The 25620-nt window shown below is 45.9% G+C and carries 26 protein-coding genes; 12 read left to right on the top strand and 14 right to left on the bottom strand.

The genetic code is table 11. The annotated features are described in order from the left end of the window. Position 1: 1 nt before the first annotated feature. The 4 genes from NLG07_RS03620 to nfsB all read left to right on the top strand — a co-directional run bounded on the left by NLG07_RS03620 (position 2) and on the right by nfsB (position 3888). Entirely contained in the window at positions 2–742 is a 741-nt protein-coding gene (locus NLG07_RS03620; protein WP_254856344.1) for a uroporphyrinogen-III synthase, read from the top strand. Between the two features lie 12 nt (positions 743–754). After that, the gene (locus NLG07_RS03615) at positions 755–1996 is read left to right on the top strand and encodes a uroporphyrinogen-III C-methyltransferase (RefSeq protein ID WP_254856343.1); all 1242 of its coding nucleotides are present in this window, start codon (positions 755–757) and stop codon (positions 1994–1996) included. 2 nt (positions 1997–1998) lie between these two features. After that, entirely contained in the window at positions 1999–3159 is a 1161-nt protein-coding gene (locus tag NLG07_RS03610; RefSeq protein ID WP_254856342.1) for a heme biosynthesis HemY N-terminal domain-containing protein, read from the top strand. A gap of 72 nt (positions 3160–3231) precedes the next feature. Then, the gene (nfsB, locus tag NLG07_RS03605; RefSeq protein ID WP_254856341.1) at positions 3232–3888 is read left to right on the top strand and encodes an oxygen-insensitive NAD(P)H nitroreductase; all 657 of its coding nucleotides are present in this window, start codon (positions 3232–3234) and stop codon (positions 3886–3888) included. A gap of 20 nt (positions 3889–3908) precedes the next feature. On the opposite strand, the gene rep is transcribed toward nfsB, so the two are convergent. Continuing rightward, positions 3909–5933, bottom strand: coding sequence for a DNA helicase Rep (rep, locus tag NLG07_RS03600; protein ID WP_254856340.1), 2025 nt, complete (start codon positions 5931–5933; stop codon positions 3909–3911). A gap of 89 nt (positions 5934–6022) precedes the next feature. Between rep and NLG07_RS03595 the strand changes: the two genes are divergently transcribed. After that, complete coding sequence (locus tag NLG07_RS03595; RefSeq protein ID WP_254856339.1) at positions 6023–6274, top strand: accessory factor UbiK family protein; 252 nt, start codon at positions 6023–6025, stop codon at positions 6272–6274. On the opposite strand, the gene ubiA is transcribed toward NLG07_RS03595, so the two are convergent. The 8 genes from ubiA to NLG07_RS03555 form a co-directional block, all read right to left on the bottom strand. Continuing rightward, entirely contained in the window at positions 6260–7117 is an 858-nt protein-coding gene (gene ubiA, locus NLG07_RS03590; protein ID WP_254856338.1) for a 4-hydroxybenzoate octaprenyltransferase, read from the bottom strand. The genes NLG07_RS03595 and ubiA overlap by 15 nt on opposite strands. Continuing rightward, entirely contained in the window at positions 7114–7656 is a 543-nt protein-coding gene (locus NLG07_RS03585) for a chorismate lyase (RefSeq protein WP_254856337.1), read from the bottom strand. The genes ubiA and NLG07_RS03585 overlap by 4 nt, the downstream gene beginning before the upstream one ends. Positions 7657–7869: 213 nt before the next feature. Next, positions 7870–8718, bottom strand: coding sequence for a rhomboid family intramembrane serine protease GlpG (gene glpG, locus NLG07_RS03580; RefSeq protein WP_254856336.1), 849 nt, complete (start codon positions 8716–8718; stop codon positions 7870–7872). Between the two features lie 3 nt (positions 8719–8721). Further along, on the bottom strand, positions 8722–9051 hold the full coding sequence (gene glpE / locus NLG07_RS03575; RefSeq protein ID WP_254856335.1) for a thiosulfate sulfurtransferase GlpE: 330 nt from the start codon (positions 9049–9051) through the stop codon (positions 8722–8724). Between the two features lie 23 nt (positions 9052–9074). After that, the gene (gene tdh / locus NLG07_RS03570; RefSeq protein ID WP_254856334.1) at positions 9075–10103 is read right to left on the bottom strand and encodes an L-threonine 3-dehydrogenase; all 1029 of its coding nucleotides are present in this window, start codon (positions 10101–10103) and stop codon (positions 9075–9077) included. Continuing rightward, positions 10100–11293, bottom strand: coding sequence for a glycine C-acetyltransferase (locus tag NLG07_RS03565; RefSeq protein ID WP_254856333.1), 1194 nt, complete (start codon positions 11291–11293; stop codon positions 10100–10102). The genes tdh and NLG07_RS03565 overlap by 4 nt, the downstream gene beginning before the upstream one ends. 96 nt (positions 11294–11389) lie before the next feature. Next, positions 11390–13867, bottom strand: a complete 2478-nt coding sequence (locus tag NLG07_RS03560; RefSeq protein WP_254856332.1) for a bifunctional diguanylate cyclase/phosphodiesterase — start codon at positions 13865–13867, stop codon at positions 11390–11392. Positions 13868–13969: 102 nt separating this feature from the next. Then, entirely contained in the window at positions 13970–14971 is a 1002-nt protein-coding gene (locus NLG07_RS03555) for a glycosyltransferase family 9 protein (protein ID WP_254856331.1), read from the bottom strand. A gap of 143 nt (positions 14972–15114) precedes the next feature. Between NLG07_RS03555 and NLG07_RS03550 the strand changes: the two genes are divergently transcribed. Further along, on the top strand, positions 15115–15876 hold the full coding sequence (locus tag NLG07_RS03550) for a 3-deoxy-D-manno-octulosonic acid kinase (RefSeq protein ID WP_254856330.1): 762 nt from the start codon (positions 15115–15117) through the stop codon (positions 15874–15876). A 78-nt stretch (positions 15877–15954) separates the two neighbouring features. Then, a complete protein-coding gene (coaD, locus tag NLG07_RS03545) occupies positions 15955–16440 on the top strand; it encodes a pantetheine-phosphate adenylyltransferase (protein ID WP_254856329.1) in 486 nt (161 codons plus the stop codon). Positions 16441–16461: 21 nt separating this feature from the next. Here the strand turns inward: coaD and mutM are convergent, their stop codons facing one another. From mutM to radC, 4 genes are all read right to left on the bottom strand, one after another. Further along, on the bottom strand, positions 16462–17274 hold the full coding sequence (gene mutM / locus NLG07_RS03540; RefSeq protein ID WP_254856328.1) for a bifunctional DNA-formamidopyrimidine glycosylase/DNA-(apurinic or apyrimidinic site) lyase: 813 nt from the start codon (positions 17272–17274) through the stop codon (positions 16462–16464). 115 nt (positions 17275–17389) lie between these two features. Beyond that, entirely contained in the window at positions 17390–17545 is a 156-nt protein-coding gene (gene rpmG, locus NLG07_RS03535) for a 50S ribosomal protein L33 (protein WP_254856327.1), read from the bottom strand. 12 nt (positions 17546–17557) lie between these two features. Continuing rightward, positions 17558–17794 carry a 50S ribosomal protein L28 gene (gene rpmB, locus NLG07_RS03530; RefSeq protein WP_254856326.1) on the bottom strand — a complete coding sequence of 79 codons (237 nt, stop codon included), beginning with the start codon at positions 17792–17794 and terminating at the stop codon, positions 17558–17560. 179 nt (positions 17795–17973) lie between these two features. Then, complete coding sequence (radC, locus tag NLG07_RS03525) at positions 17974–18624, bottom strand: DNA repair protein RadC (protein WP_254856325.1); 651 nt, start codon at positions 18622–18624, stop codon at positions 17974–17976. Between the two features lie 104 nt (positions 18625–18728). On the opposite strand from radC, the gene coaBC reads away from it, so the two are divergent. After that, complete coding sequence (gene coaBC, locus NLG07_RS03520) at positions 18729–19964, top strand: bifunctional phosphopantothenoylcysteine decarboxylase/phosphopantothenate--cysteine ligase CoaBC (RefSeq protein ID WP_254856324.1); 1236 nt, start codon at positions 18729–18731, stop codon at positions 19962–19964. Between the two features lie 15 nt (positions 19965–19979). After that, positions 19980–20573 carry a nucleoid occlusion factor SlmA gene (gene slmA / locus NLG07_RS03515; RefSeq protein ID WP_254856323.1) on the top strand — a complete coding sequence of 198 codons (594 nt, stop codon included), beginning with the start codon at positions 19980–19982 and terminating at the stop codon, positions 20571–20573. A gap of 73 nt (positions 20574–20646) precedes the next feature. Here slmA and NLG07_RS03510 read toward each other — a convergent pair whose 3' ends face one another. Next, positions 20647–22323, bottom strand: a complete 1677-nt coding sequence (locus NLG07_RS03510) for a M28 family metallopeptidase (RefSeq protein ID WP_254856322.1) — start codon at positions 22321–22323, stop codon at positions 20647–20649. Positions 22324–22450: 127 nt separating this feature from the next. On the opposite strand from NLG07_RS03510, the gene NLG07_RS03505 reads away from it, so the two are divergent. The 3 genes from NLG07_RS03505 (at position 22451) to NLG07_RS03495 (ending at position 25573) form a co-directional block, all read left to right on the top strand. Next, complete coding sequence (locus tag NLG07_RS03505) at positions 22451–22774, top strand: DUF1820 family protein (protein WP_254856793.1); 324 nt, start codon at positions 22451–22453, stop codon at positions 22772–22774. 62 nt (positions 22775–22836) lie between these two features. After that, positions 22837–24570: a DUF885 family protein gene (locus tag NLG07_RS03500; RefSeq protein ID WP_254856321.1), complete on the top strand. Its 1734-nt coding sequence runs from the start codon at positions 22837–22839 to the stop codon at positions 24568–24570. A gap of 22 nt (positions 24571–24592) precedes the next feature. Further along, a complete protein-coding gene (locus NLG07_RS03495) occupies positions 24593–25573 on the top strand; it encodes an alpha/beta hydrolase (protein WP_254856320.1) in 981 nt (326 codons plus the stop codon). Positions 25574–25620: the final 47 nt, after the last annotated feature.

Here is a 25620-nt window from a genome sequence, read left to right as displayed (position 1 = left end):
CATGAGTGTGCTGTTGTTGCGACCTGAACATAAGATTGCAGCATCTCAGTACGCTTTTGCTCAAGCCGGAATTGAATGTGTTGGAGTGGCTCTACAGCGTTGCTTACCTTGCGATGATCTAGTTGCTAAGATCAAACAGATTGAATGGCAGAGGGTTAAGCATGTGGTTTTTACCTCAAGCGTCGCGGCTAAATGGACGCTGCCACTGCTTCCGGAACTGCATAGCTCATGCCTGATTTATGCGATAGGAAATGGTACTTTTCAGACCTTAGCCCAATGGACAAGTAAAGATCCTTTTTGGTGTAATGGTCATAGAATTTTTCGTGCGCCCAAAGGGGCTGAGCACTCAGAAGGATTGCTAGAGCTTCACCATTTACAACGTGTATTGCAAGAAAAAGTAGTCATTGTAAAAGGTAAAGGCGGTCGAACTGCTTTAGCCGACACATTAACCGATCGTGGTGCGGATGTGGTCACTCTATGCAGCTATGAGCGCTTAAATTTATCTGAGCCAGTGGCTACACATGCTTGGCAACCAGTCGATATTAAGACTATTATTGTCACTAGCGGCGAACAAGTAGAGTTAGCTTTTGCACATTTTGCAAGTCAGTGGCTAAAAAGTTGCACTTGGTTGGCACCTAGTCAGCGCATTGTTAAGATATTACATGAACGCGGTATCGCATCCGTGTTCAATACCAATGGTGCATCGGACACCGATTTAATTAGTACCCTACAAAATATATAAATGGAGTAGCTCATGGCAGCAGACGATAAGGATGTAAAAAACGACGTGATTGAAGGAGAAGTCGTTGATAGCTCATCCGCGCAACGTGACAAGATAGATAGCGATCCCACGCAAGAACCTGCTTCATCTCAACCAGCTACACACCCCAATGAAATCGAAGTAGAAGTGATAAAACAACACGGTCATAAAGGTTTGTGGCTCATCACGACTGTTAACTTTTTAATTATCATTGCTTTGCTTGCAGCGGGTTACTGGTACTGGCTCAACTACATCAAAGTCGAGCGCACCAATCCCCAAATCGAGTTGCTGGAACAACGTTACTCTCGCCTGGAAACAGGCTTAAATGGCGTGTCACAAGAGGTTGCTGCGGTCAAAAAAGTCCTTGATAGCCAAACTGAAACCTTAACGAATTTACAAACCGATGATAGCCAAACAGCTGAAGCGCTCAATCAATTAACCCAGCGTGTTGAACTCAATGAACTGACCAATGAGGGGTTATCCAAGCGCATTGCTGATGTTGCTGGTCGTCGTCCATCAGATTGGTTACTGGCTGAAGCCGATTACCTGGTCAAGCTCGCAGGCAAAAAACTCTATCTTGAGCAAGATGTGCAATCTGCCATAATGTTGTTGAAATCTGCAGATGTGCGCATTGCCGATTTAGCGGATACTTCACTTTTGCCGATCCGAGCCCTTCTGGCAAAAGATATTCAAACCTTGCAACAAGTTAACCAGGTACCTTCAACTTCTATCGCGCTGAGCATTTCTGCTTTGATTGCCCAAGTGGATGCGCTGCCATTAGATACCTTGAAACTCCCTGATCCGGTTGCTCCTGAGGAGCAAACTACCGTCAGCGCCGATGTAGCGAATTGGAAAGCCAATCTCAAGGCGAGCTGGGATGCCATTGTCAAAGACTTTATCTCCGTTGAAGAACGCACTACCGATGTCACTCCATTTATGTCAGGTAAACAACAATGGCTTGCTCGTGAACAGCTCAAATATGCACTGCTCAATGCACAACAGGCGATTTTGCAAGAAGAACCAGCATTGTATATCCAAGGCTTACAAACCGCATTAGATACTGTGGTCGCACATTACCAATTGGATAATTCAGGCGTAGAAGCCTACATTCAGTCAATTCAGGATTTGATTGCCGTAGATACCAGTAAAGACATCCCGGCACAGCTTGATTCTCAAGTCCCATTGACAGAGGTCATTGATGCCCGAATCAAGACCCTCTTTGCAGGGAGGAACTAAGCATGATCCGAGTGATTTTGTTATTGGTTATTTTGGTCGTCGGATTGATTGTTGGACCGAATTTAGTCGGCGAAAAAGGCTACGTCCTAATTGCCCTCAAAAACACCACCATAGAGATGAGTGTGATCAGCCTGGGCGTGATGGTGTTCTTTGCGGTCATAGGCTTCTTGGTCATGGAATGGTTCATCAAGCGCATTGTAGGGATGTTAACTGGATCAAGAGACTGGTTAGGGAGTTGGGGCTCGCGTCGTCGCCAATCGTTTTTCAATAAAGGCATGCAAGCCCTTGCGGAAGGGGATTTTGTGCCTGCACGTAAAGCTCTTCTCAAAATCCGCAATGCCGAATTCAATGGTCTTAATTTACTCGCTCTAGCCGATGTCGAAGCCAAACTCGGCAATGCCCAAGCCGCGCTAGGGTATTGGGACGAAGCCGCGCTCAACGAAGGCAGTGCACTGGCCGCACAATTGACCAAAGCGCGCTTCCTGATCAGCCAAAATGACAGCAAGGCGGCATTAGATATCATCGAAAGCTTAACCATTGCCCAAAAAACCAAAGCCAACGTTATCGAAGTCTGGGCTGAGGCCTTAGCTGCGGCGGACGAGTGGCACGAACTGCGTGAACGCTTAACCGGTTGGAAAAAACCCCTGGGCGGTCGTTACCAACACTGGCAAGATTTGGCAGCAGAGGGCGATTTTGCTTTGATTGCGTGCAATGAAGGTGGCAATGAGTTAATTCAAGAATGGCAAAAACTGCCGCGCGCCCAACGCAAATCTCCTGCCCAACAAAAAGCTTATATTGAACAGCTGATCGCCCAAGATATGCACAGTGAAGCCGAAAAAGCGCTCGTTGAAGCACAAAAATCAGGTCCGCACACACAGCTGTTGCCACTGTTTAAAAAGCTGCATTTAGCCGAGCCCAAAGCCTCAACCAAATTATTGCAAAAGTGGCTAAAGCGCGACAGCGATAACGTGTTATTGCATTCCACACTCGCACATCTTGCGTACCACGCCGGAAATGATGAATTAGCGCAAAGCGAGGCAGAGACAGCCATCGCCATTGAAAAGCGCCAAGAGGATGTGATTCTGCTTGCCGAAATCAAAGCCCGTCAAGCGCATCCAGATGAAGCGCTCGCGTTATACCAGCAAGGCTACAAAGCCAGCTAAGTTTTTTGAAAATGAATGAACATTGTGCATAGCCGATGCCGATGTTCAGTATCGTGACAACATGGATTTTTAATGAATATTGCCCAAGCTATGCAGACGCGTTATGCAACCAAAGCGTTTGACCCAAACCGTACCATTTCAGAACAAGACATGTCATCATTACTGGATGTGATGCGCTTTGCTCCTTCGAGTGTCAACGTCCAGCCTTGGCATTTTATTGTGGCTTCCACAGATGTCGGTAAAGCCCGAGTGAATCAAGGTGCGCAAGGGCCTTACGCATACAACGCACCTAAAGTCCAAAACGCCTCGCATGTCGTGGTCGTTTGCTCAAAGATCCACATGGACGACGACTATCTTCTCTCTTTATTAGAGCGCGAGGAGCAAGATGGACGCTTTGCCAAAGACCCAAGCTTCAAGCAAACCTATCACGGGATCCGTTCAACGTTTGTGAACCTACATCGCTATCAACTCAAAGACACTCAGCATTGGATGGAAAAACAAACCTACCTTAACATCGGTGCCGTTTTGACCGCAGCAGCGGCGATGGGAATCGACGCCCTACCAATGGAAGGGTTCGATTTACCTGCCCTTGATAAAGAATTTGCTTTGCCGGCACAAAACTTATCTGCGATTTGTGTGATTGCGTTGGGCTATCGCGCAGAATCGGATTTTAATGCGGATTTACCCAAATCACGCTGGCCTCTGTCGGATATTGTGACAGAAGTGTAACCAGCAACCAAATAGAACGACTAACTCTCACTAGAGTCGCCTAATAATCCTTTTAGGTTTGCAATGCCGACTGCGCCGACCGCTTTGCGCTGCTCAGCGGTTTTGGTGGGCTTTTTGAACTCCCACTCGACATCGTCTTGGGGTAATTCATACAAAAAGCGAGAAGGTTCAGGCTGGATAATTTCACCAAATTGACGGCGTTCTCGAGAAATACTAAAGGTCAATTCGCGTTGAGCGCGGGTGATCCCCACGTACGCCAATCTTCGTTCCTCTTCGACATTGTCCTCATCAATACTCGATTGATGTGGCAACAAGCCTTCTTCCATGCCGACTAAGAAAACATAAGGAAATTCCAAGCCTTTGGACGCATGCAAGGTCATCAACTGCACCTGATTGCCAGCGCCCTCATCTTCACCACGCTCCATCATATCGCGCAAAATCAACCGGTTTACAACCTCCAAAAGCGTCATCGGTGCATCGGTTTCAGACCCTTTTAACATATCCGTGACCCAGCCGTACAAGGTGGAGATGTTCGCCATACCCATCTCTGCCGCTTTTGGCGATGCAGCATGCTCGAACAGCCAAGCTTCATAATCAATCTGCTTAATGAGGTCACGGATCACCGCAACGGTATCGCCACGATCAGCATTGTCCGACGCTTCGACCATCATCCGAGCAAACTGACTCGTTGCCTGCCACGCTTGAGGGGTCAAGACAGACTGCAAATCACTGTCACAAATAGCCGCAAACAAACCGATTTGTTTCTCATTAGCAAACTGGCCAATCTTCTCCAAAGATGTTCTGCCAATACCGCGATTGGGGGTATTAATGATCCGCAACAGAGCATTATCGTCATCGGCATTCACTAGCACCCGAAAATACGCCATGATGTCCTTGACTTCGGTGCGATCAAAAAACGAAGTGCCACCAGAGATCTTATAAGGGATCTTGTTGTTCATGAGAATTTTTTCAAACACGCGAGCCTGATGATTGCCACGATACAATATCGCATAATCGCCAAACGAGGTCGCATTCATAAACTTGTGCGCAAGCAGTTCTGCTACCACGCGCTCGCCCTCGTGTTCTTCGTTTCGTGCGATGACAATTTTAAGCGGCTCACCGTACTGCAAATTGGCTCTCAAGGTTTTATCAAAAATATGCGGGTTGTTTTGGATCAAGATGTTTGCGCAGTGCAAAATACGGCCGGACGAGCGATAATTTTCTTCTAATTTGATAACTTTGAGACGTGGAAAATCCTGCTTCAACAACTGTAGGTTCTTCGGTTGCGCGCCGCGCCATGAGTAAATGGATTGATCATCATCGCCCACGACGGTAAACCGCGAGCGCTCTCCAACCAATAGCTTGACCAAAATATACTGTGAAGTATTGGTATCTTGATACTCATCCACCAATAGGTATCGAATGTTGGATTGGATTTTCTGACGCGCGGTTTCATTGTGTTTGAGCAACAAGGTGGGCAGCAAAATCAAATCATCGAAATCCACCGCATTATAAGCCTTTAGATGCGATTGATAGCGCTCATAAAAATGCGCGAACTGTTTTTCTCCGTCATTGGCTGCGCGTTTGGCAAGTTGCTCAGGTAAAATCAAGTCGTTCTTCCAATTGGAAATGCAATTTTGTAATAGCCTGATTTGGTCTTTGTCACCTTCAAATACTTCCTCGGTGAGATCCTTGAGCAGAGCAAAACTGTCTTTGTCATCAAATAACGAAAAACCGGCTTTAAGCCCCAATAAATGGGTGTATTTGCGAATAATGTTCAAACCGAGGGTGTGAAAGGTAGACACTTTTAGGCCACGCGCTTCGCGCTTGTCAAGGCTTTGTGCCACTCGCTCTTTCATCTCTTTCGCCGCTTTATTGGTAAACGTCACGGCGACGATGTGCCGAGCGGGCACGTCGCATTCGCGCACAAGATGAGCGATTTTGTTGGTGATTACACGAGTTTTGCCACTGCCTGCGCCCGCTAACACTAAGCAAGGGCCAGAAATGTAGGTGACCGCGTCGTGTTGCGCAGGATTTAATTTCATAAAGAGTATTTTACCTGAATTTGCATGCTTTGCATTGAAACTTTACACGGCTCAGTTACAATAAAAACTGTCTAAAAGGAGAAATCAGCATGTTAGATCCCCAAAAATTAGAGCAATTTGCCAAGCAGATCACCGACGCCATGCCAGAAGGCATCAAATCCATGGCCAATGAAACGGAAACCAAGGTCAAACAAGTGATCCAAGCCCAACTTGCTAAGATGGATATAGTGACACGAGAAGAGTTTGACGTACAAAGCCAGGTATTATTGCGCACCCGCGAAAAACTCAAAGCACTGGAAACGCGCCTAGATGCGTTAGAGAATAACTCAAACGCTGAGTAACTCGGCCCATAGTCCCAACAAACAGATCAAGCCAATCCAGTGGTTGGCTTTGAACATAGCGAAACACCGGGTGAGATCACGCTCTCTTACTTGCCACATGATGTAACCAATCACTGCTGCCATCACACTCAAGCCAGCGAAATACCACGTGCCGAAAATCAGCTCATACCCAAGCAAGGCCAACATCCCAAGCATCACGGCATACAGTAAACCTATGATCGTCAAGTCGTGACGACCAAAGAGTATCGCCGTGGATTTGACCCCAATCTTCAGGTCATCTTCACGATCCACCATCGCATACAAGGTGTCATACGCAACGGTCCATGCCAAATTCGCAATATATAAATACCATGCCCAAGTTGGAATATTTTGATTGATTGCCATAAACGCCATCGGAATCGACCAACTAAATGCGGCACCTAAAACCACCTGAGGTAGATGCGTATAGCGCTTCATAAAGGGATAACTGCTGGCCAGTACCAAGGCCACCAACGACAGATAAAATGTGGCTAGATTCAACTGCAATACTAAGAGAAGGGCCACCAACAAAAGTCCAACAAACATGGCGATGGCTTCTTTGGTGCTTAACAGACCTGAAACCAAAGGTCTCGCATTGGTTCGCTTCACATGACCGTCCACTTTGCGATCAGCGATGTCATTGATGACGCATCCCGCTGCGCGCATCACCAGCACACCTGCAACAAAAATCAATAATACATCCAGTTGCGGTTGCCCTAATGAAGCTAAAACCACTGCCCATAAAGTGGGCCATAACAACAAATAGATCCCGATGGGTTTATCCATTCGCGTGATGAACCAAAATCCTTTAGCCAAACGCATCATTGCGATGCTCCGTATGCTGGTGATGAAGGTAAAAAAACCTCAGCGACGAGCAGTTGTGAATCAGCAAACGCAAACACTGAGCGACGACCAAACAAATCCGCTGTCGCATCCCACGCTTGAGCAAAAGCAGAATCCTGAGTAATTCGCGTCAACGTAAATGGCTGGCGCACAAAGCGCGTATCGTTAAACAAAATTTTGCCCAATGGCTGATTGCCTAGTCCCACAAACTCACCTTGGCAAAGCGATTGAGGGATCACAGAACGCGCAAATACCAAGGGAATGCCCGCGTCATGCAACACGACCTCGCGCACAACATATTGGTCTTCTTGCAACACGGCTCTTTCGCTCGCGTGCAATGGCAAATCCGATTGCTGCACAAGTTGCACAGCAAAGCCATCGGTCACCGACACTAAACGTTCGGTTAATGACTCGGTTGCCAACAACCATTCGCGCGCATGAGAACTCAATACCAAATCGTTATGCCACGATTGGTCGGCTAAGTGTTCAGATAGCGATGTCAGATGGGTCGGCAATGTCACGTAACAGAATCCTTAGTGCTGACTCAAGTCATAAAAAATTCGGTGCAGATCTTACCTTACTTGCCAATACAGTGGTAAATAATTTTGCATAAATCCAATGGTCATTATGCAACAGCTCATACTTACCCTTTTATTCGCCGCGGGAATGTTATCACCGGTTTCGAAAACCCATTGAGAGATGTATTATTTGCCAAATATCTTTATCAGCAGTAATTAACGCTTACCCAACTGCGCAAAAACCACCGCCCAGATCATACCCGCTAGCAATCCGAGTGTATGCGCTGTATTGGCCATATTAACCGGTAAAATATCGACATAACCCAAGGCCAACCAAGCCAGCATGAGGCCAATGACCCCTTTGTTGAGCACAAAGCCCCACTGCGGCCTGAGCCAGCCCAATATCCAGTAAAACCCGAGCAAACCGTAAACCACACCGGAAAGACCACCAAAATTAGGTCCCGACACCATTAATTGTCCTACATTAGAAATCACGCCAATTGACATCAGTAAAAGCAATAAGGTAGAGCGTCCCATGCGCAGTTCAATCTGCTGTCCTAAGATCCACCACCACAACAAATTAAAGGCGATGTGCATAAACGAAAAATGAATAAACGCCGGTGTGAGTAACCGCCACCACTCGTGGGTGACCGCTAACTCATTTAACGGAGCGATAAACAAATGTGAATAGATCCACATACCCGTGTCGCGCAACGGCATCAACATAAAAATAACCGAACTCAGCACCAGTACACTTGTCACCAGTGGGGTTTTAAGTGCTTCATCAAACCATCCTGACGGTACAGTCACAGAGCCTGAACGAATCGAGCGTACTTTACCTGAGTCCCAGCTTGCTGCTTGGTAGCGGGGATCGTGAGGCGCATCAAGATAGTGATTGAGGATAGCTTGCGCTTTGGCCAGGTCTGCCTCGTGCTGAAGCATGACGCAAAACTGCTGAGCCTCTTGTCTCAGCTCACAAGGCAGTTGTTGCGCACACAAGTAATCAACCAGCACTTGGCCGTGAGACGCTTGTCGAAAACACACTAAGCGCACTGGGTCATCCATTATTTATTCCTTGTCTGATGCAACATCCTCTGGAAAGGTAGATTGCCACAAGGTAAACCCACCGTCCATGCTATATACCTCATCAAAGCCTTGCTCGGCGATATAGGCCGCGGCAGGTTGTGAACTGATCCCGTGATAACAAGTGACTACTACTGGTGTCTCATAATCCACTTCAGCCAAAAAACGACTCAGAGAGCCATTATCCAAATGGCGAGAACCCGGAATATGAGCTTGAGCAAAGCTGTTTTCATCGCGAATATCGACAACAACGACTTCGTCATTCGCCAATCGAGCTTTGGTTTGGGCAACGTCAATATGTTTGTAGGTGGTCATTAATGTAATCCTAACTTAAATGGTTAACTTTGCCAGTTTAATATGACTTTACCCGATTGTCCTGATTGCATGGTCTCAAACCCTGATAAATATTCTTCTACAGGCATTTGATGCGTGATGATTGGCGATAAATCTAAGCCACTTTGAATTAAGCTGGCCATCTTGTACCAAGTTTCAAACATCTCACGGCCATAAATGCCTTTGATGGTCAGCCCTTTAAAAATCACCTGATTCCAATCAATCGCGACCGAATCTGGAGGTATACCAAGCATGGCAATCTTACCGCCGTGATTCATGGTATCGAGCATACTGGTAAAGGCTTGCGGAACACCTGACATCTCTAATCCAATATCAAAGCCTTCGCTCATACCCAACTCATCCATCACATCAGACAAGTTAGTTTGCGCAACATTCACCGCTTGTGTCGCACCCATTTGTTCAGCTAACGCTAATCGATATGGATTGATATCGGTGATCACCACATGTCGAGCCCCGACGTGTTTGGCAACCGCCGCCGCCATAATACCAATGGGACCGGCTCCTGTGATCAGAACATCTTCGCCAACCAAGTCAAACGCCAATGTGGTATGCACCGCATTGCCAAACGGGTCAAAAATTGCAGCCAAGTCATCACTGATATTGTCTGGGATCTTAAACGCATTAAATGCAGGGATCACTAAATACTCTGCAAACGCGCCAGCGCGATTCACCCCAACCCCCTCAGTATTACGACACAAGTGACGACGACCAGCACGACAGTTTCGGCAATGCCCACAGGTGATATGGCCTTCACCAGAGACGCGATCGCCGACGGCAAAGCCTCTGACCTCCGAGCCCATGTCAACCACTTCACCCACGTATTCATGGCCTACCACCATGGGTACTGGAATGGTCTTTTGCGACCAAGTATCCCAGTTGTAAATATGCATATCTGTACCACAAATTGCGGTTTTACGAATTTTAATCAGTAGGTCATTGGGACCGACCTCAGGCTTAGGTACATCGGTTAACCAAATACCCGGTTCTGATTTTAATTTGGCCAGCGCTTTCATTGGATGACCCCAAGGTCACGACCGACTTCAATAAAGCAATCAATGGCATAATCAACTTGTTCAAGAGTATGCGCTGCAGACATTTGCGTACGGATCCGTGCCTGGCCTTGCGGTACGACCGGGTAAGAAAACCCAACGACGTACACGCCTTTTTCGAGCATGTTATCGGCCATCGTCGCCGCAAGTTGGGCATCACCTAACATCACTGGAATGATCGCATGATCTTGACCACTCAAGGTAAACCCCGCTGCCAACATCCGCGCACGAAAATGTTTGGCATTGCGTGTTAATGACGCTCTAAGCTCAGCGCCATCCGCCATCATCGCAAAGGCTTTCTGTGCTGCAGCCACAATCGGTGGCGCCACTGAATTAGAAAATAGGTACGGACGAGAACGCTGACGTAGCCATTCAATCACTTCTTTTTTGCCACTGGTATAACCGCCGGAAGCACCACCGAGCGCCTTCCCCAAAGTGCCAGTCAAAATATCTACCCGCCCCATGACATCGCAATGTTCATGTGAGCCTCGGCCATCTTTGCCAACAAATCCCGTTGCATGGCAATCATCCACCATCACCATCGCATTGTATCGCTCAGCTAAATCACAGACCCCTTTCAGGTTGGCGATAACCCCGTCCATCGAAAATACACCATCGGTAGCTATGAGCTTAAAGCGCGACCCTGCAGCGTCAGCTGCTTTTAGTTGCTCCTCTAAAGAAGACATGTCATTGCTGGCATAGCGAAAACGCTGTGCTTTCGATAAGCGCACACCATCAATGATACTGGCATGATTGAGACTGTCTGAAATAATGGCATCTTCTGCGCTTAAAATGGTTTCAAACAAGCCACCATTCGCATCAAAACAGGATGGATACAGAATCGTATCTTCCATGCCTAAAAACTCACTGATTTGCTGCTCTAATTGTTTGTGAATGTCTTGAGTGCCACAAATAAATCGCACTGATGCCATACCAAAGCCATGGCTGTCTAAACCCTCTTTGGCGGCTGCGATAATATCGGGATGATTGGCAAGGCCTAAATAGTTATTCGCACAAAAATTCAGAACATCGCGCTCGCCAACCGCCACTTGTCCTTGTTGTTGAGAGGTGATGATCCGCTCGGATTTGTAAAGCCCGTTAGCTTTTACCTCATCTATTTGCGCACGCAGATGCGCTATAAATGCACTGCTCATATTTATGTATCTCTGTCGTCGATTTTTCTTTTTATGCAAATAGTGTAATTCAGACAGCCATCGCAGTACAGATGCTAAGGTAAATAATTCAAAGAGTTAACTTGTTCGAGGTGGGACCCATTTTTGATCGAGTATGCATTGATCTAGGCTCATTCGTAATTGATGCTCAGGGATCGGTTTGGCGATTAAAAAACCTTGGGCGAAGTCACAATCCAGGTCTCGCAAAAACATATATTGTTCAAGCGTTTCGACGCCTTCTGCCACAACCGTCATCCCAATATTGCGCACCATGGCGATGGTCGAGGTCACAATTTGATCGTCGGTTTTGTTTTCTAGCATACCGTTGACGAAACTCTGGTCAATCTTGATTTTTGTCACCGGCATGGTACTGAGATAGCTCAGAGAAGAGTAGCCCGTGCCAAAATCATCAATGGAAATTTTCACCCCGACTTTGCGCAAGTCGAGCATGACTTTTGACGTATGTTTCACATCTGACACTAGGGTGCGTTCCGTCAGCTCTAACTCTAAGCGCTCAGGTTCAATTTGATACTTGTTGAACATACGCTCAAGATACGGGACTAAATTGCGATCCAAAAATTGCATGGCTGAGAGGTTAATCGCAATGGTTTGTGTTTCATAACCCAGTGTTTTCAAAAACTGTAACGTTTTCATACTGCGTTCAAGCACATAGTAATCAAGGTTAAGCATAAAGGTTGAGTTTTCCAAAATTGGGATAAATTCTGTTGGTGATATCAACCCTTTTTCAGGGTGGCGCCAACGCAATAGAGCCTCAAATCCATGTAAATCATTGGTACGGATGTCAATAATCGGCTGTAAAGCGAGGTAAAAATGTTCATGTTCCAACGCTTCTCGCGCTTCATGCTCCAATTCAATCTTACGGATCACTTCACTATTGAGTACTGCGTCATATAAGCGCTTACTGTTTCCCATTACCTCTTTAGCTCTATACATTGCCATATCCGCTTGACGGATGATTTCATCACCATTGAGTACGGCTGAGTTGCACACTGTCATCCCCAAACTCACCGAAACAAAAAATTGTAAATCATTGATCGCAAAAGGCACTTCAAATAGCGCTAACACTTTATCCGCAACGATATTCGCATCGCGCACATTGGCAATGTCTTCTACTACAATCGCAAACTCGTCACCACCAAAGCGACATACGAGATCGACTTCACGAACTAACCCTCGTAGGCGCTTTGCCAGTTCTTGAAGGAGTTGGTCACCGACCGTATGACCTTGCCCGTCGTTAATTTTTTTGAAGTCATCCAAGTCAATCAAGATCACACCAAAAGGTTTTTTATCCCGGCGCATCCGAATGATCGAATCATGTAAAAAATCATTCAACTTGTTGCGGTTTGCCAGCTGAGTGAGCTCATCATACATAGCCAATGAGCGCAGTTTAGATTCATCATCAGACATTTTTTGATGGAGTTCCGCTAGTTCTTTTGCCAGATGCATTGCTGCGTCGTCTAACATGTCTAGCTCATCAGCGAACGAGCGATGCACTTTCAGTTTCTGCGAACTGAATGCTTCAAATTTATTGTCTTTAATCATAGGGAAGCGTTCAACTAGATTGGTTAAACGCTTGCGATATTTAGCGGTAAAAGAGTAAAAGATAAGACTGAACAACGTGAGAATCACTAATGCCACGATGACGATACTGGTCGCAAAAGCCTCGCGAGATTGTACCTGCGACTGTACATCTTGCATAAAGACCAAATACTGATGATGGTGCTCTTGAGTCGGGTTGAGTTGCACAAAACTGATAAAATACATCTGTCCTTGATGGTTTAGTGTCATGCCACTTTGCAAAAACGTGTCATCTTTCACTTTCGCTAAGGCTTCGGTTACTGGGGTGTAAAGTTTTTTTGTGTTGTACGATGTTTCCACATGGTGATTCAAACGATACCGTAATTGCTTATCCGAAATCACACTGACTTGTGAAATTAATGCCCCGGTCGTCAAATATAAATCCGCCATAATTTGCGTCATAGTTTGTGCAACATAGACGATGTAGCGCTGACCCAGACTATCTGTAAACGGAACTGCAACATACATCAAGCAATCTTGTACGCACCAAATCTGTGGCGCTTGGTTCACTAATGACTGCCGAGTTATATCATAATGTTTGAAGGGAAGCCTTTGCTGACTTGATTCATAAACCGTTTCGCCACGGGCATCAAAAATCCATGCCTGCGTGACTAACTCATTTAACTGCCAAAACGACATTTGCGACTGTAAAGCTTCGGAAAGTTTAGTTAATGAATTATTGGATTGCTCTATCTCTGCTTCGAGTAAGACTGACAAATTCTTACTATGAAGTCTCTTGACCACCATAAACTCTGCAAAGTGCATGTCCAGATAATCCTGTTCCATGCGCTGTATACTGGAGCGAGATTCAGAAAAGGTCATCGTGATAACAAAGACAAGGATCATACACAACAATGCGACCATCAAAATAAAGATTTTTTGGCTAATACTCAGATACTTGGTCATGGGCAAACCAAGATAGTGTAAAGGCTTGAGGCAAATGATGGCAAAAATCATACTCCTTGGCGCCATCCATAGCCATTCAAAAAAATTTCTCTTTATAAATATAGAAAAGTTTGTAGGAATTGCCTGATATTTACTGTGAATAAAATAAAAAATTTATATTGAGAGCATATTTTGCAAACGCTTTATGACTTTGTCTGGTGTGATTTTTCCCATCAAATCGTCACCGTGCGCCCGTTTCCCCCAGCCAAGTGCTTGCCATGGCTTGCCATACTCGGCCTCAATCGCTTCAGGATACACCGAAACAGTGAGTTCAACATAACCATACGGGCCAGTACGTAATGGGTTAGAATGAGCATACAAGCCCAATACGGGAATACCCATCATTGATGCCATGTGCGCAGGACCGGTGTCTGGAGCAATGACACAGACCGACTGTTGTATCAGTGCTGCCATTTGCAGTAAGGATGTTTGTCCAATCAAATCTAACGTAACATTCTGAGTGTGCGCATGGATACCTTTCTGGCAAGCCTTATCTAAAGGACCAGGCCCACCACATAGCACGACATTGATCTCTTGTACCGCACACCAATCGATTACTTTGGCGTAATATTCATTGAGCCAATTGCGTTGAGCTTTGGACGCAGCGGGAGCGATGATGATAAAGCGATCAAGTGTTGCGGCTTGCGCCTGTGCCCATTCCAATTCTGCCTGTGGGATACCTAAATCCCACTTAACTGGCGCCTCCGGCACACCCATCGCATCCGCAAACTGCATAAATCCATCCAACACATGGACTCGCGCGTCACCTTGAATTCGTTCATTGATAAACCAAGAATGCAGTTCTTTACTGCGAGCTTTATCAAAACCGATACGACGCTTGGCACGCACTACAGAGCCTAACCAATTCGCCCGAAACGCAACTTGCATCTGCAGTAGGACATCAAACTCTCGGCCTTTTAGCACACGTTTGAGTTCCGCGCGTGCATTTTTTGCACGTTTATCACAAACAATAAATTCAATACCTGAGGTGTGCTTGAGCAATTGATATTCTACTTTACCGATGATCCAAGTGAGCTTGGTTTCCGGCCAAGCATTTTTTATCCGAGTCACCATCGCTAAAGCGTGAGTCACATCGCCGATTGCGGAAAGACGCATTAAACAAACAGATTGAGGAGGAGCATTTTTTGACATAAATTGGGTAAATTGAGAGCTCAAAGCGATTTTTTTCAGATTTAATACCTGTATTTGATTACAATCTGCTATAAAGTACAAGAAAAAAACCAAGAAACCCAATTCTTATGGCGGAACCACACAGCGATTCACTCAATCATACTGGTGCATGGGAATGGCAAGCGGAGCCACAACCTAAGCAATTTGTGTATGTACCGCAATGCAATCAACACATTCATAGTCGTTGGTTCAAGCCGCATTATTGGCAGGAGCAAAATGCAGTGATGGCCGTGCGCGTGGGTCGAGGTAAAACCTACTTTATTGCTCATGAAGGCCGGACGATGGTGCTGCGGCGCTATTTGCGGGGTGGCATGGTGCGCCATCTGACCAAGGATAAGTTCTTTTATCGCGGTCTCGACCAAACCAGAGTGCAACGCGAGATTGATTTGCTTTTGTACATGCGCACACAAGGGTTAAATGTCCCCAATCCTATTGCCGGCTGGTGTAAGCAATCGATGCTTACCTATCGCAATGCCTTATTGTTGGAAGCGATTCCACATGCTCGGGACTTTCATCATCACTTGTGTAAAGAACCCTTAGCGGAAGACCTATGGCGCCGTGCTGGACGTATAGTTAAAAAGATGCATGATTTGGCTATCTACCATCATGATCTCAATATTCACAATATCCTAGTGGATGCCCAGCAAGCAGTCTGGCTCATCGATTTTGACCGCTGTGAACACCGTCCGCAAGACAATCAAGCAGAGCTTTGGAAAGCGGCTAATATTGCTCGACTGAAACGCTCATTGGACAAGGAGCAAGTGCGTATAAACGAATATTATATGGACGAGTCGCAATGGCAGGCGTTTTTGTCGGGGTATCATGAGTAAAGTGTGGAAGGCTTTTTCCTTGCATATCCCCTTGCGCATTGTTATCGTGCATTTTTGCTCATTACACGGACTTAGCTAATGAAAACCCGCGCTATTTACCCAGGTACATTTGATCCTATCACCAACGGCCATCACGACTTGATCATCCGTGGTGCTGATATGTTTGAGCATGTTATTGTAGGCATTGCGTCTAACCCCTCCAAAAAGCCATTATTTAGTTTAGAAGAAAGGGTTGAGCTGATTACCAAAATTACCGCAGACTTACCCAATGTGTCAGTGATGGGCTTTACAGGGTTACTAGCGGACTTTGCCAAGCAACAAAACGCGACTGTGCTGATTCGCGGACTGCGAGCGGTCTCAGATTTTGAATACGAATTCCAGCTAGCCAACATGAATCGTCGCTTGAATCCGCAGTTGGAAAGTGTCTTTTTGACCCCTGCCGAAGAAAATTCTTTTATCTCATCGACCCTAGTCAAAGAAGTTGCACTACATAACGGTAATGTGAGTGAGTTTGTGCATCCGCTAATCAGAGACGCCTTAGTTGAGCGCCTGCACGGCAATTAGCCCTTTAACCAACAGCAAAACTCAGCGCTGACACACACTGCAATAAAAGGTGTTGCGCTGACCGACCATTTGCGACTTGATGGGCGTCTTGCATTTAAAACAAAGCTCCCCCGCTCTACCGTACACATTGAGATGAAGTCGAAAATACCCCGGATTGCCATCGACATTGGAAAAGTCTTGTAACGTAGTACCGCCTTGCTGGATTGCCGCGGCCAGTACAATTTTAATATTTTGCACTAAACGTTCATAGCGTGCTTTACTGATTTTGCCAGCCTTGCGCAAAGGATGGATCCCAGACATAAACAAGGCTTCATTCGCATAGATATTCCCCACGCCGACCACAATGTGATTATCCATTATAAACTGCTTTACTGTGCAGTTGCGGCCTCGACTTTTGTCAAACAAAGTCTCTGTTGTAAAATCATCGGTTAATGGCTCAGGCCCTAACGCTTGCAATAAAACATGGGGAGGTTCCTCGATGCCTTGCCATAATACCGCGCCAAATTTACGCGCATCGTTCAACCTTAAACACTGACCATTTGCCAGAACAATATCAAAATGATCGTGTTTTTTGAGTGGAGTCTTTGCATCAAATACGCGCAAGTACCCAGTCATTCCCAGATGAATAATAATACTACCGGCTCGGGTGTTGATAAAAATATACTTTGCTCTTCGCGTCACACTATCGATCGACAAATCTTGTGCTAACGTGACTTCACCAGGGACAGGCCAGCGCAATTTTGGGGTACGCACGATGACTTGTGAAATAACTTGACCGGTGATTTTAGGGGCGACGCCCTGACGAGAGACTTCGACTTCTGGGAGTTCTGGCATGATTCTATATTAAAGTGAAATGATGCACCTAGTATGCGTTAGGCTGTGGTATGGATCAAACACAAAAAACCCGACACACAAGGTCGGGCTTTGTTGGAGACATCACCAAATAGGATTATTTGATTTTGGCTTCCTTAAACATAACGTGCTTACGGACTTTGGGATCGTACTTTTTGATTTCCATTTTGCCCGGCATGTTGCGCTTGTTTTTGTCTGTGGTGTAGAAATAACCTGTACCCGCAGAAGAAACTAATTTGATTTTATCACGCATGATCTAGGTTCCTTATACTTTTTCGCCACGTGCACGGATATCAGTTAATACTGCATCAATGCCTTTCTTATCGATGATACGCATACCTTTAGTAGTAAGGCGTAATTTAACGAAACGGTTTTCAGACTCAACCCAAAAACGGTGAGTTTGTAAATTTGGTAAAAAACGACGACGAGTCGCGTTGCGAGCGTGTGAACGGTTGTTACCTACCGCTGGGCGCTTGCCTGTTACTTGACATACTTTTGCCATGACAATGTCTCCACTAAACTATAACATCTCACAAAACTGTTTCATTCAGTTGTTGTGAATAAGAGGGCGCATTTTATACAGCATTTGTACGTTTATTGCAAACTTTTTATGAATCCAATTCTGTAAATGTATAATATTTAAGCGATATTTTTTATCTCTTTTTGTCAATATCTTGATGCTCAGGTAATTAATCCCCGGGCACGAAACGAAACGGCTTGCCCCGCACCTATCACAAAGTGATCCAATATCTTTACATCGACCAAGCCTAACGCATCCTTGAGTATCTGTGTGATATGCAGATCCGCCTCACTCGGTTCGACGTTACCGGAAGGATGATTATGCGCCAAAATCACGCCCGCTGCATTGTATTGCATTGCTAGTTGCACGATGACTCGTGGATAGACCGGTGAACGGTCAATGGTACCCTGAAAGACTTGTTGGTAATGCAAAAAATGATGCTGACTATCCAAAAATATCACCGCAAAACACTCATTTTGAGCATATTGCAATCGACTTTGTAAAAATACTTCGACCGCTTCACTGCTATTTAACTCAGGTGAGTTGTAAATAGGTTGGCTGACAATGCGTTGCTGTACTTCGTGCATAGCACGGATTTTGGCTACTCGTCCTGGACCCATGCCTTTAATTTGTTGCACTTGTGTATCCGTCGCACCGAAAACTCCGTACAGGGAGCCGAAGCGATCCAGTAATTGTTGAGCCATGGTTTCTGCGGTATGGGTCGATTCACGATGTCGTAAACACAGTGCTAATAAAGCGGCATCACTACGCTGTGCGATCGCTACCGATTGTGATTGAATTGAATTGTGCATTAATATGAATTTCCGAGTTTTATATTGGCAAATGCCAAGAAAGTATTGATAATGCCATTTTTGAACTGCGAAAATGACGCGCCACAGGTAAGTGAACCAAAATCATGAGTAATTTACAAAACCAGAAAGTGTTGCTAGGTGTTACTGGAGGCATCGCCGCCTACAAAGCACCTGATCTTGTGCGCAAACTCGTCGCACAAGGCGCACAGGTAAGAGTTATTCTTTCCGCCTCCGCTCGAGAATTTGTTTCACCGCTTTCTTTGCAAGCTGTCAGTGGCAACCCGGTAAGTGAGCATTTACTCGATCCAGCAGCCGAAGCGGGGATGGGACATATTGAACTTGCGCGATGGGCTGATCAGATCTTGATTGCTCCGGCTACTGCGCATGTCATGGCAAAACTAGCCCATGGTCTAGCGGATGATTTGTTGATGACGTGTGTTTTGGCAGCAACTGCACCAGTTACGATCGCGCCAGCGATGAATCAACACATGTGGGCAGCAACAGCAACTCAAGCCAATTTGTCTATTTTACAACAACGGGGCATTCAGATATTAGGCCCAGCTGCAGGTGAGCAAGCCTGTGGAGACATCGGCTATGGTCGTATGCTCGAACCACTTGAGATCGCAGAATTACTTGCACACACTGCAACGCCTCTGGCTGCTGAACCTGAAAGCACTGCACAAAGTGCCCTCCCACTGGCCAATCAACACATTGTGTTAACCGCAGGCCCGACCCGAGAAGCAATTGATCCAGTGCGTTATATTTCTAACCACAGTTCAGGCAAGATGGGGTATGCGCTTGCGATAAAAGCGTTAGAACTCGGGGCAAACGTGACATTAATATCTGGTCCGGTCAGTCTTCCGGAGCCACTCGGTGCGACCACAATTCAAGTGCAATCCGCGGCTCAAATGCATAAAGCGGTAATGGATGTGATTGACCAAGCGACGATTTTTATCGGTTGTGCAGCGGTTGCGGATTATCGCGTGGCGGATGTACCTGACCAAAAAATCAAAAAATCCAGCGATACCATGACGCTCACCATGGTCAAGAATTCAGATATCCTATCCGATGTGGCGCATTTACCAAATCCCCCTTTTACCGTAGGCTTTGCCGCAGAGACTCAAGATGTGGAGCACTATGCCAAAGACAAACTAAAACGTAAAAAACTCAATCTCATTGCCGCCAATGATGTATCCAATACCGATATTGGCTTTAATCAAAATCAAAACGCCATTACGGTCTTTAGTGCCGATGAGAAAATACAACTTCCGCAACAAGATAAGCTTGCAATTGCCGAGCAACTTCTTACAATAATCTCAAGACACGTAAGTACTAACTAACAAAAGGATCGTTCCATGGCTGAGCAAAAACGCAAGCCCAATCGTCGCGCCCACATCCTCCAATGCCTTGCCAGCATGCTTGAAAACAACTCCGGCAAGCGCATCACTACTGCTGCGCTAGCTGCCGAAGTCGGCGTATCCGAAGCCGCTTTGTATCGCCACTTCCCCAGTAAAGCTCGGATGTATGAAGGACTGATTGATTTTGTGGAAGACACCTTGTTTTCGCGTATCAACAAAATCATCAATGATGAAAAAGACACTGCTGTGCGCATCCAAATGGTCTTGCACTTGTTTTTGGGTTTTAGCGAAAAGAACCCAGGTATTGCACGGATCCTTCATGGTGATGCGCTGACTGGCGAACACGAGCGCTTGCGCAGTCGAGTGGCCAAAATTTTCGAGCGCCTTGAAACCCAAATCAAACAAATTTTACGCGAGCGCAAAGTGCGCGATGGTAAAACGTTTAGCGTTGACGAGAGCGCATTGGCCGCCTTGCTCACCAGCTATGTTGATGGCCGAATCAACGCCTACATTCGCAGCGAGTTTAAACGTCGGCCCACCGAGCAATTTTCTGAGATTTGGACGAGCCTCAAAGCACAGTACTTTGCCTAACGAAACAAGCGCCTAAGCCAAAAAATAAACCCCGTTAGCAATCAGTTGACGGGGTTTTTGTTAGCATCAGATATTACTGAGCAATTTGATTATATGCTTTACCGAAGGTTTGTCCAAAGAAGCTATCCGGATACCAGCGCGGTCTATCATCGGCATTCGCGACCTCAAGCCCAATATTAAAGTTCACTTGCGTAAAATTATACGCTGCGCCCCAGTGAAACTCCTGATTCATATCATCTTGTGGCGTGTGATAATTGGTTTTCAAAAAGTTCATCAACACGTTCTCAGCGTCGTCATCTGCATCAAAGGAAGTAATACCAGTGATCAAGAAAATCGCCGGAATCCCTTGTTTGACAAAGCTATAGTGATCCGAGCGCGTAAACAGGTTCATCTGAGGCCAAGGATCAGGAGTGAGCGCTATATTCGCATTGGCCGTTGCGCGTTCAACGTATTGCCCCATGGTCGAGTGTTCTGCGCCAAACGCAATCACATCGGCAAAATTAAACGTGATCAACGGCATATCCAAGTTCACATTTGCGACAATACTCTCTAGAGGTACCGTTGGATTTTGCGCATAGTAATCCGAGCCCAGAAGCCCTTTTTCTTCGGCCGTAACGGCTACAAATAACATTGAGCGTTTGGGTTTTTGCGGAAGTTGTGCAAACAATCGCGCGGTTTCCAACATCACCGCCGTGCCAATGGCGTTATCGAGCGCACCATTATTGATCTTGTCTTTTTTAACGGACTTACCGACACCTAAGTGATCTGAGTGGGCGCTATACAAAACATATTCATTTTTGAGTATTGGATCGCTGCCTTCAACCATACCCACTACATTCGGTGAAGTGATATCTTCATGGCTCGAGCGCGCTTTGATCGTAACGCTCGCATTCAATGCAAAACCATCAATTGCCTCGTCATTGGCCATTTTTTCATACACAGAATCCAGTGATTGTGGCGCATTCGCAAACAGGATTTGTGCACTTGGTATGGGTAGATACGCTCCGCCTAATATCTGTGTCGAAGCACTTGATGCATTGCCATCGGCATTGAGCCAGTCCATACGCTCAGAATGAATATAGTTGAGTTGTCGAGAATAAGGACGCGTCTCTTCTTGCTCCGGATCGGATATTACAATCACCCCGATGGCACCGGCATCTTCAGCGTACTTGCGGCGCATCGAGCTCGACGCTAGATGTGCGCCGACATCTGTCAACATGGCTTTGGGTTTACCGGATAAGCTCACAATGATCTTGCCTTGCACGTCCACATTCGCAAAATCGTTTATCCCGAATTCTGGTGCCACAATGCCATATCCTACAAAAACAGCCTCAGCAGTAAGGTCCACTTCAGTGTCATTCATGCTGATGCTGGTCATAAATTGTTTTGGATAGTCCAGTTCAGTTTCGGCATTGGGCGTGCGAATGGTCAACTGTGGCGAGGTTTGATCTAATTTGCCTTTGCGTAGCACCAAGCGTTGCATGAAGCCATCTGTCCCAGCTGGTTTGAGTCCATATTGAGCAAATTCCTGCGCGATGTATTCACTCGCGGCTTCGTGTCCTGGCGTGCCTGGAAAACGTCCCGTTAATTCATCGGAAGCCAAGTATGCCATGTGCGCTCGAATGTTGTCCGTGCTGGCTTTACCAATTTGTACCTGCGCTAAAGGTTCTTTTTGAGTTGAACTGCACCCAGCGAGCGCCAACAACCCTACAAGCCCGAGAGTACTGACCCGGCCTAATCTACTCGACATGCTCTATCCTTATTGTTTTTAAAATGATACATCACTAAATATCTTAACTGAGATGCAGAAACCTTGCTTGAAATTTTTTTCTGCTCCCCAATATTACATAATGAAAGACACAATGATGAGTTCGAATATGGACAACAACAATCCTTTATACAAAATCCAATTTGTCAGCAACGGCCAGCGCTATGAGTTGTTCGTAAAAACTCTGCGTCAAGATTCTTTGTATGGTTTTGTCGAGGTGGGTGATTTTGTCTGGAACACGCATACCGAGCTCGTCTTAGATCCAAGCCATGAGCGTCTCAAAGATGAATTTGCCGACGTTACCTCGACCTTTATCCCGATGCATAATGTCCTGCGCATCGATACTGTCAAAAAGCACGGCACTGCCAAAATCACAGAGCTTTCTGATAAAGTAGCGACCTTTCCTAGCCCAATTTACACCCCAAAAAAGTAAGGATAGCAGGGGCTTGTATTCTTTGTTAGACTGAAGTCTTAACGCAGTCAACGGAATATTTTATGCGCATCTTTTTCATTTTTTTTGTCTTTTTGACCCTGACTCTAGGCGGCTGTAAAAGCACGACGTCCGCCTCGATAGAAACCACATTTGATGCGTTATTAGAAGAAATCTGGCAGTACGAACAAACTTCGCAATCGGGTGGACGCGGCGTGTCAGCGGTACCTTCTCTGCCCAACATTACGCCCGAATACAAAGCCGAGCGTCACGCGCAATACATCTCCTTTATTGAACGGGTCAATGCATTCAGTGATACTGAGCTAACCGAACAACAACAAATCAGTAAAGCGATCCAGTTATATCGTTTGCAAAACTATGTGGATGAATACATCTACAATGCCCACCTAATGCCAATTACTTCTGAATATGGCTTTCACAGTAGCTTGCTGAATGTGCGCTATCGGTTTGGTTTTACTGAGTCTTCTGATTTTGAACAGTATTTGGATGTGTTAGAGCAGATCCCTTTATACATGGCACAGCAAATTGATTATATGCGTCGTGGTATTGCGCTAGGCAAAACACAGCCTCAAGTTGTGCTTGAAGGGTTTGAACAAAGCATTGCAACCATCATCAAAGACGACCCAACCCAAAGCGCATTTTATGCACCGTTTCAAAGCATTGCTAACGAGGCGCTGCAAGCTCGAGCAAGACAAGTTATTTTGACCTCGGTCAATCCTGCATTCCAGGCGTTTTACGATTTTATGGTCGAAGAATACAAACCCAACGCAAAAATCAGTATTGCCGCAAAAGACTGGCCAAATGGTGCTGCCTATTATCAAAACCGAGTCCGTTATTATACGACCTTAGATATGAGTGCCGAAGCCATTCATGAGATCGGCTTACAAGAAGTGGCTCGTATTCGCGCACAAATGCAAGAGGTACTCGATGAGCTGAACTACACCGGTAGTATCAATGAGTTCATTGAATTTTTGCGCAGCGACCCGCAGTTTTATGCCGCTAACTCAAAAGCGTTAATTGAGGCTGCGATGGTCATGTCAAAACGCATGGATGCTCTGTTGCCTCAGTTGTTCGAACATTTGCCAAGAACGCCGTATGGCGTGGCGCCAGTACCAGATGATATCGCTCCCAAATATACAACGGGACGCTATATATCTCCGCGCAATGACAAACAACCCGGCTATTATTGGGTGAATACTTATGCGTTGGACAAGCGTCCATTGTATGCGCTTCCTGCTCTGACTTTGCACGAAGCAGTGCCAGGGCATCATTTACAAATATCTTTAGCCAATGAAATGGAAGACTTACCCAACGTGCGTCGCTCAACCTACATTTCAGCATTTGGTGAAGGCTGGGGCTTGTATAGCGAATATTTGGGTGTGGAAGTCGGTTTTTATCAAACGCCTTATGAAGAATTCGGCCGCTTGAGTTACGAAATGTGGCGAGCCTGTCGTCTGGTGGTTGATACCGGAATGCACATGTTGGGCTGGACGCGCCAACAAGCGCTTGATTACATGCTGGAAAATACTGCTCTGAGCGCCCATAATGTCAGAACGGAAATTGACCGGTATATTTCGTGGCCGGGACAGGCACTTGCATATAAGTTAGGGGAGATCCTCATCAAAGAATGGCGCATGAAAGCAGAAGATGCGCTTGGAACCGATTTTGATGTGCGGCGCTTCCACACCGCCGTGCTCAAAAATGGTAGCGTGCCTTTGCACATGCTCGAACAACAACTTACGCAGTTTATTGCAGATGAACAAGCTCGTATCAAATAACGTTAAGGAGTAGGTGGGTTCAATGGTCAATCGAGTAGTATCTTTGTTCGCTATATGTTGTTTAGGCCAAATCTTATTAGCTTGCTCTGAACCGACATCGATGCCGACCACCAAGCCAAATCCGCCGAACGTTATGACGCCTAGCGCGGGTACGATAGATACCTATCAAAACTTCCACTCTGATTTCGTTGCCTCAAGACGAGTGAGTGTTTGGTTACCCAAACAATATCAAACCTTAACTGCGAAAGGCCAGCGCTTTGCTGTGTTGTACATGCACGATGGTCAGATGCTCTTTGATGCCTCGGTCACCTGGAACCAACAAGAATGGGGCGTGGATGAAACGGCGCAAACACTAATAAATGAGCACCAAGTTATTCCCTTTATTGTTGTCGGGATTGATAATGGTGGAGATCAATTGCGCTATGTCGAATACATGCCACAAAAACCCTTTGAAGCCCTACCAAAAACGATTCAAAATCAAATCTTTACCCGCCAAGAGCATGACAACAAGATCCAATCTGATGCGTACCTACGCTTTATTGTTGAAGAGTTAAAACCATTTATCGATACGCAATATGCCACTATCACGACGCCTGAAAATACGTTTGTGGCGGGGGCGAGCATGGGTGGATTAATAAGTTGGTATGCTGTGGCAGAGTATCCGGATGTTTTTGGCGGTTGCTTGTGTTTATCAACGCATTTTCCTGGTGGATATGAATTACAAGATTTTACCGTATTTAATGCTTTTGCCGATTACATGGCCAAGCACTTGCCAATGAAAGGTGAACACCGCCTGTGGTTTGCCTATGGTGATCAAACTCTGGATCAATATTACCCTCCCTATCACGAGGCTCTGCAAAAGAACTTTACACAATGGGATGCTGATCCTGAAACAGTGACTATTCAATTTTTTGTAGGAGACGACCATTCCGAAAGCTCTTGGCAAAAGCAATTACCTCTCGGCCTGATGTATATTTTTTCTCATCAGCAAAACAGTGATTAATTTTTCGATCCAGCTATACGTGTTAACAGGTTTTTTTTGTGCGAATT

Source organism: Alteromonas sp. LMIT006, from assembly GCF_024300645.1.
Lineage (GTDB): Bacteria > Pseudomonadota > Gammaproteobacteria > Enterobacterales > Alteromonadaceae > Opacimonas > Opacimonas immobilis.
This window is presented reverse-complemented; position numbering and strand designations above follow the sequence as displayed.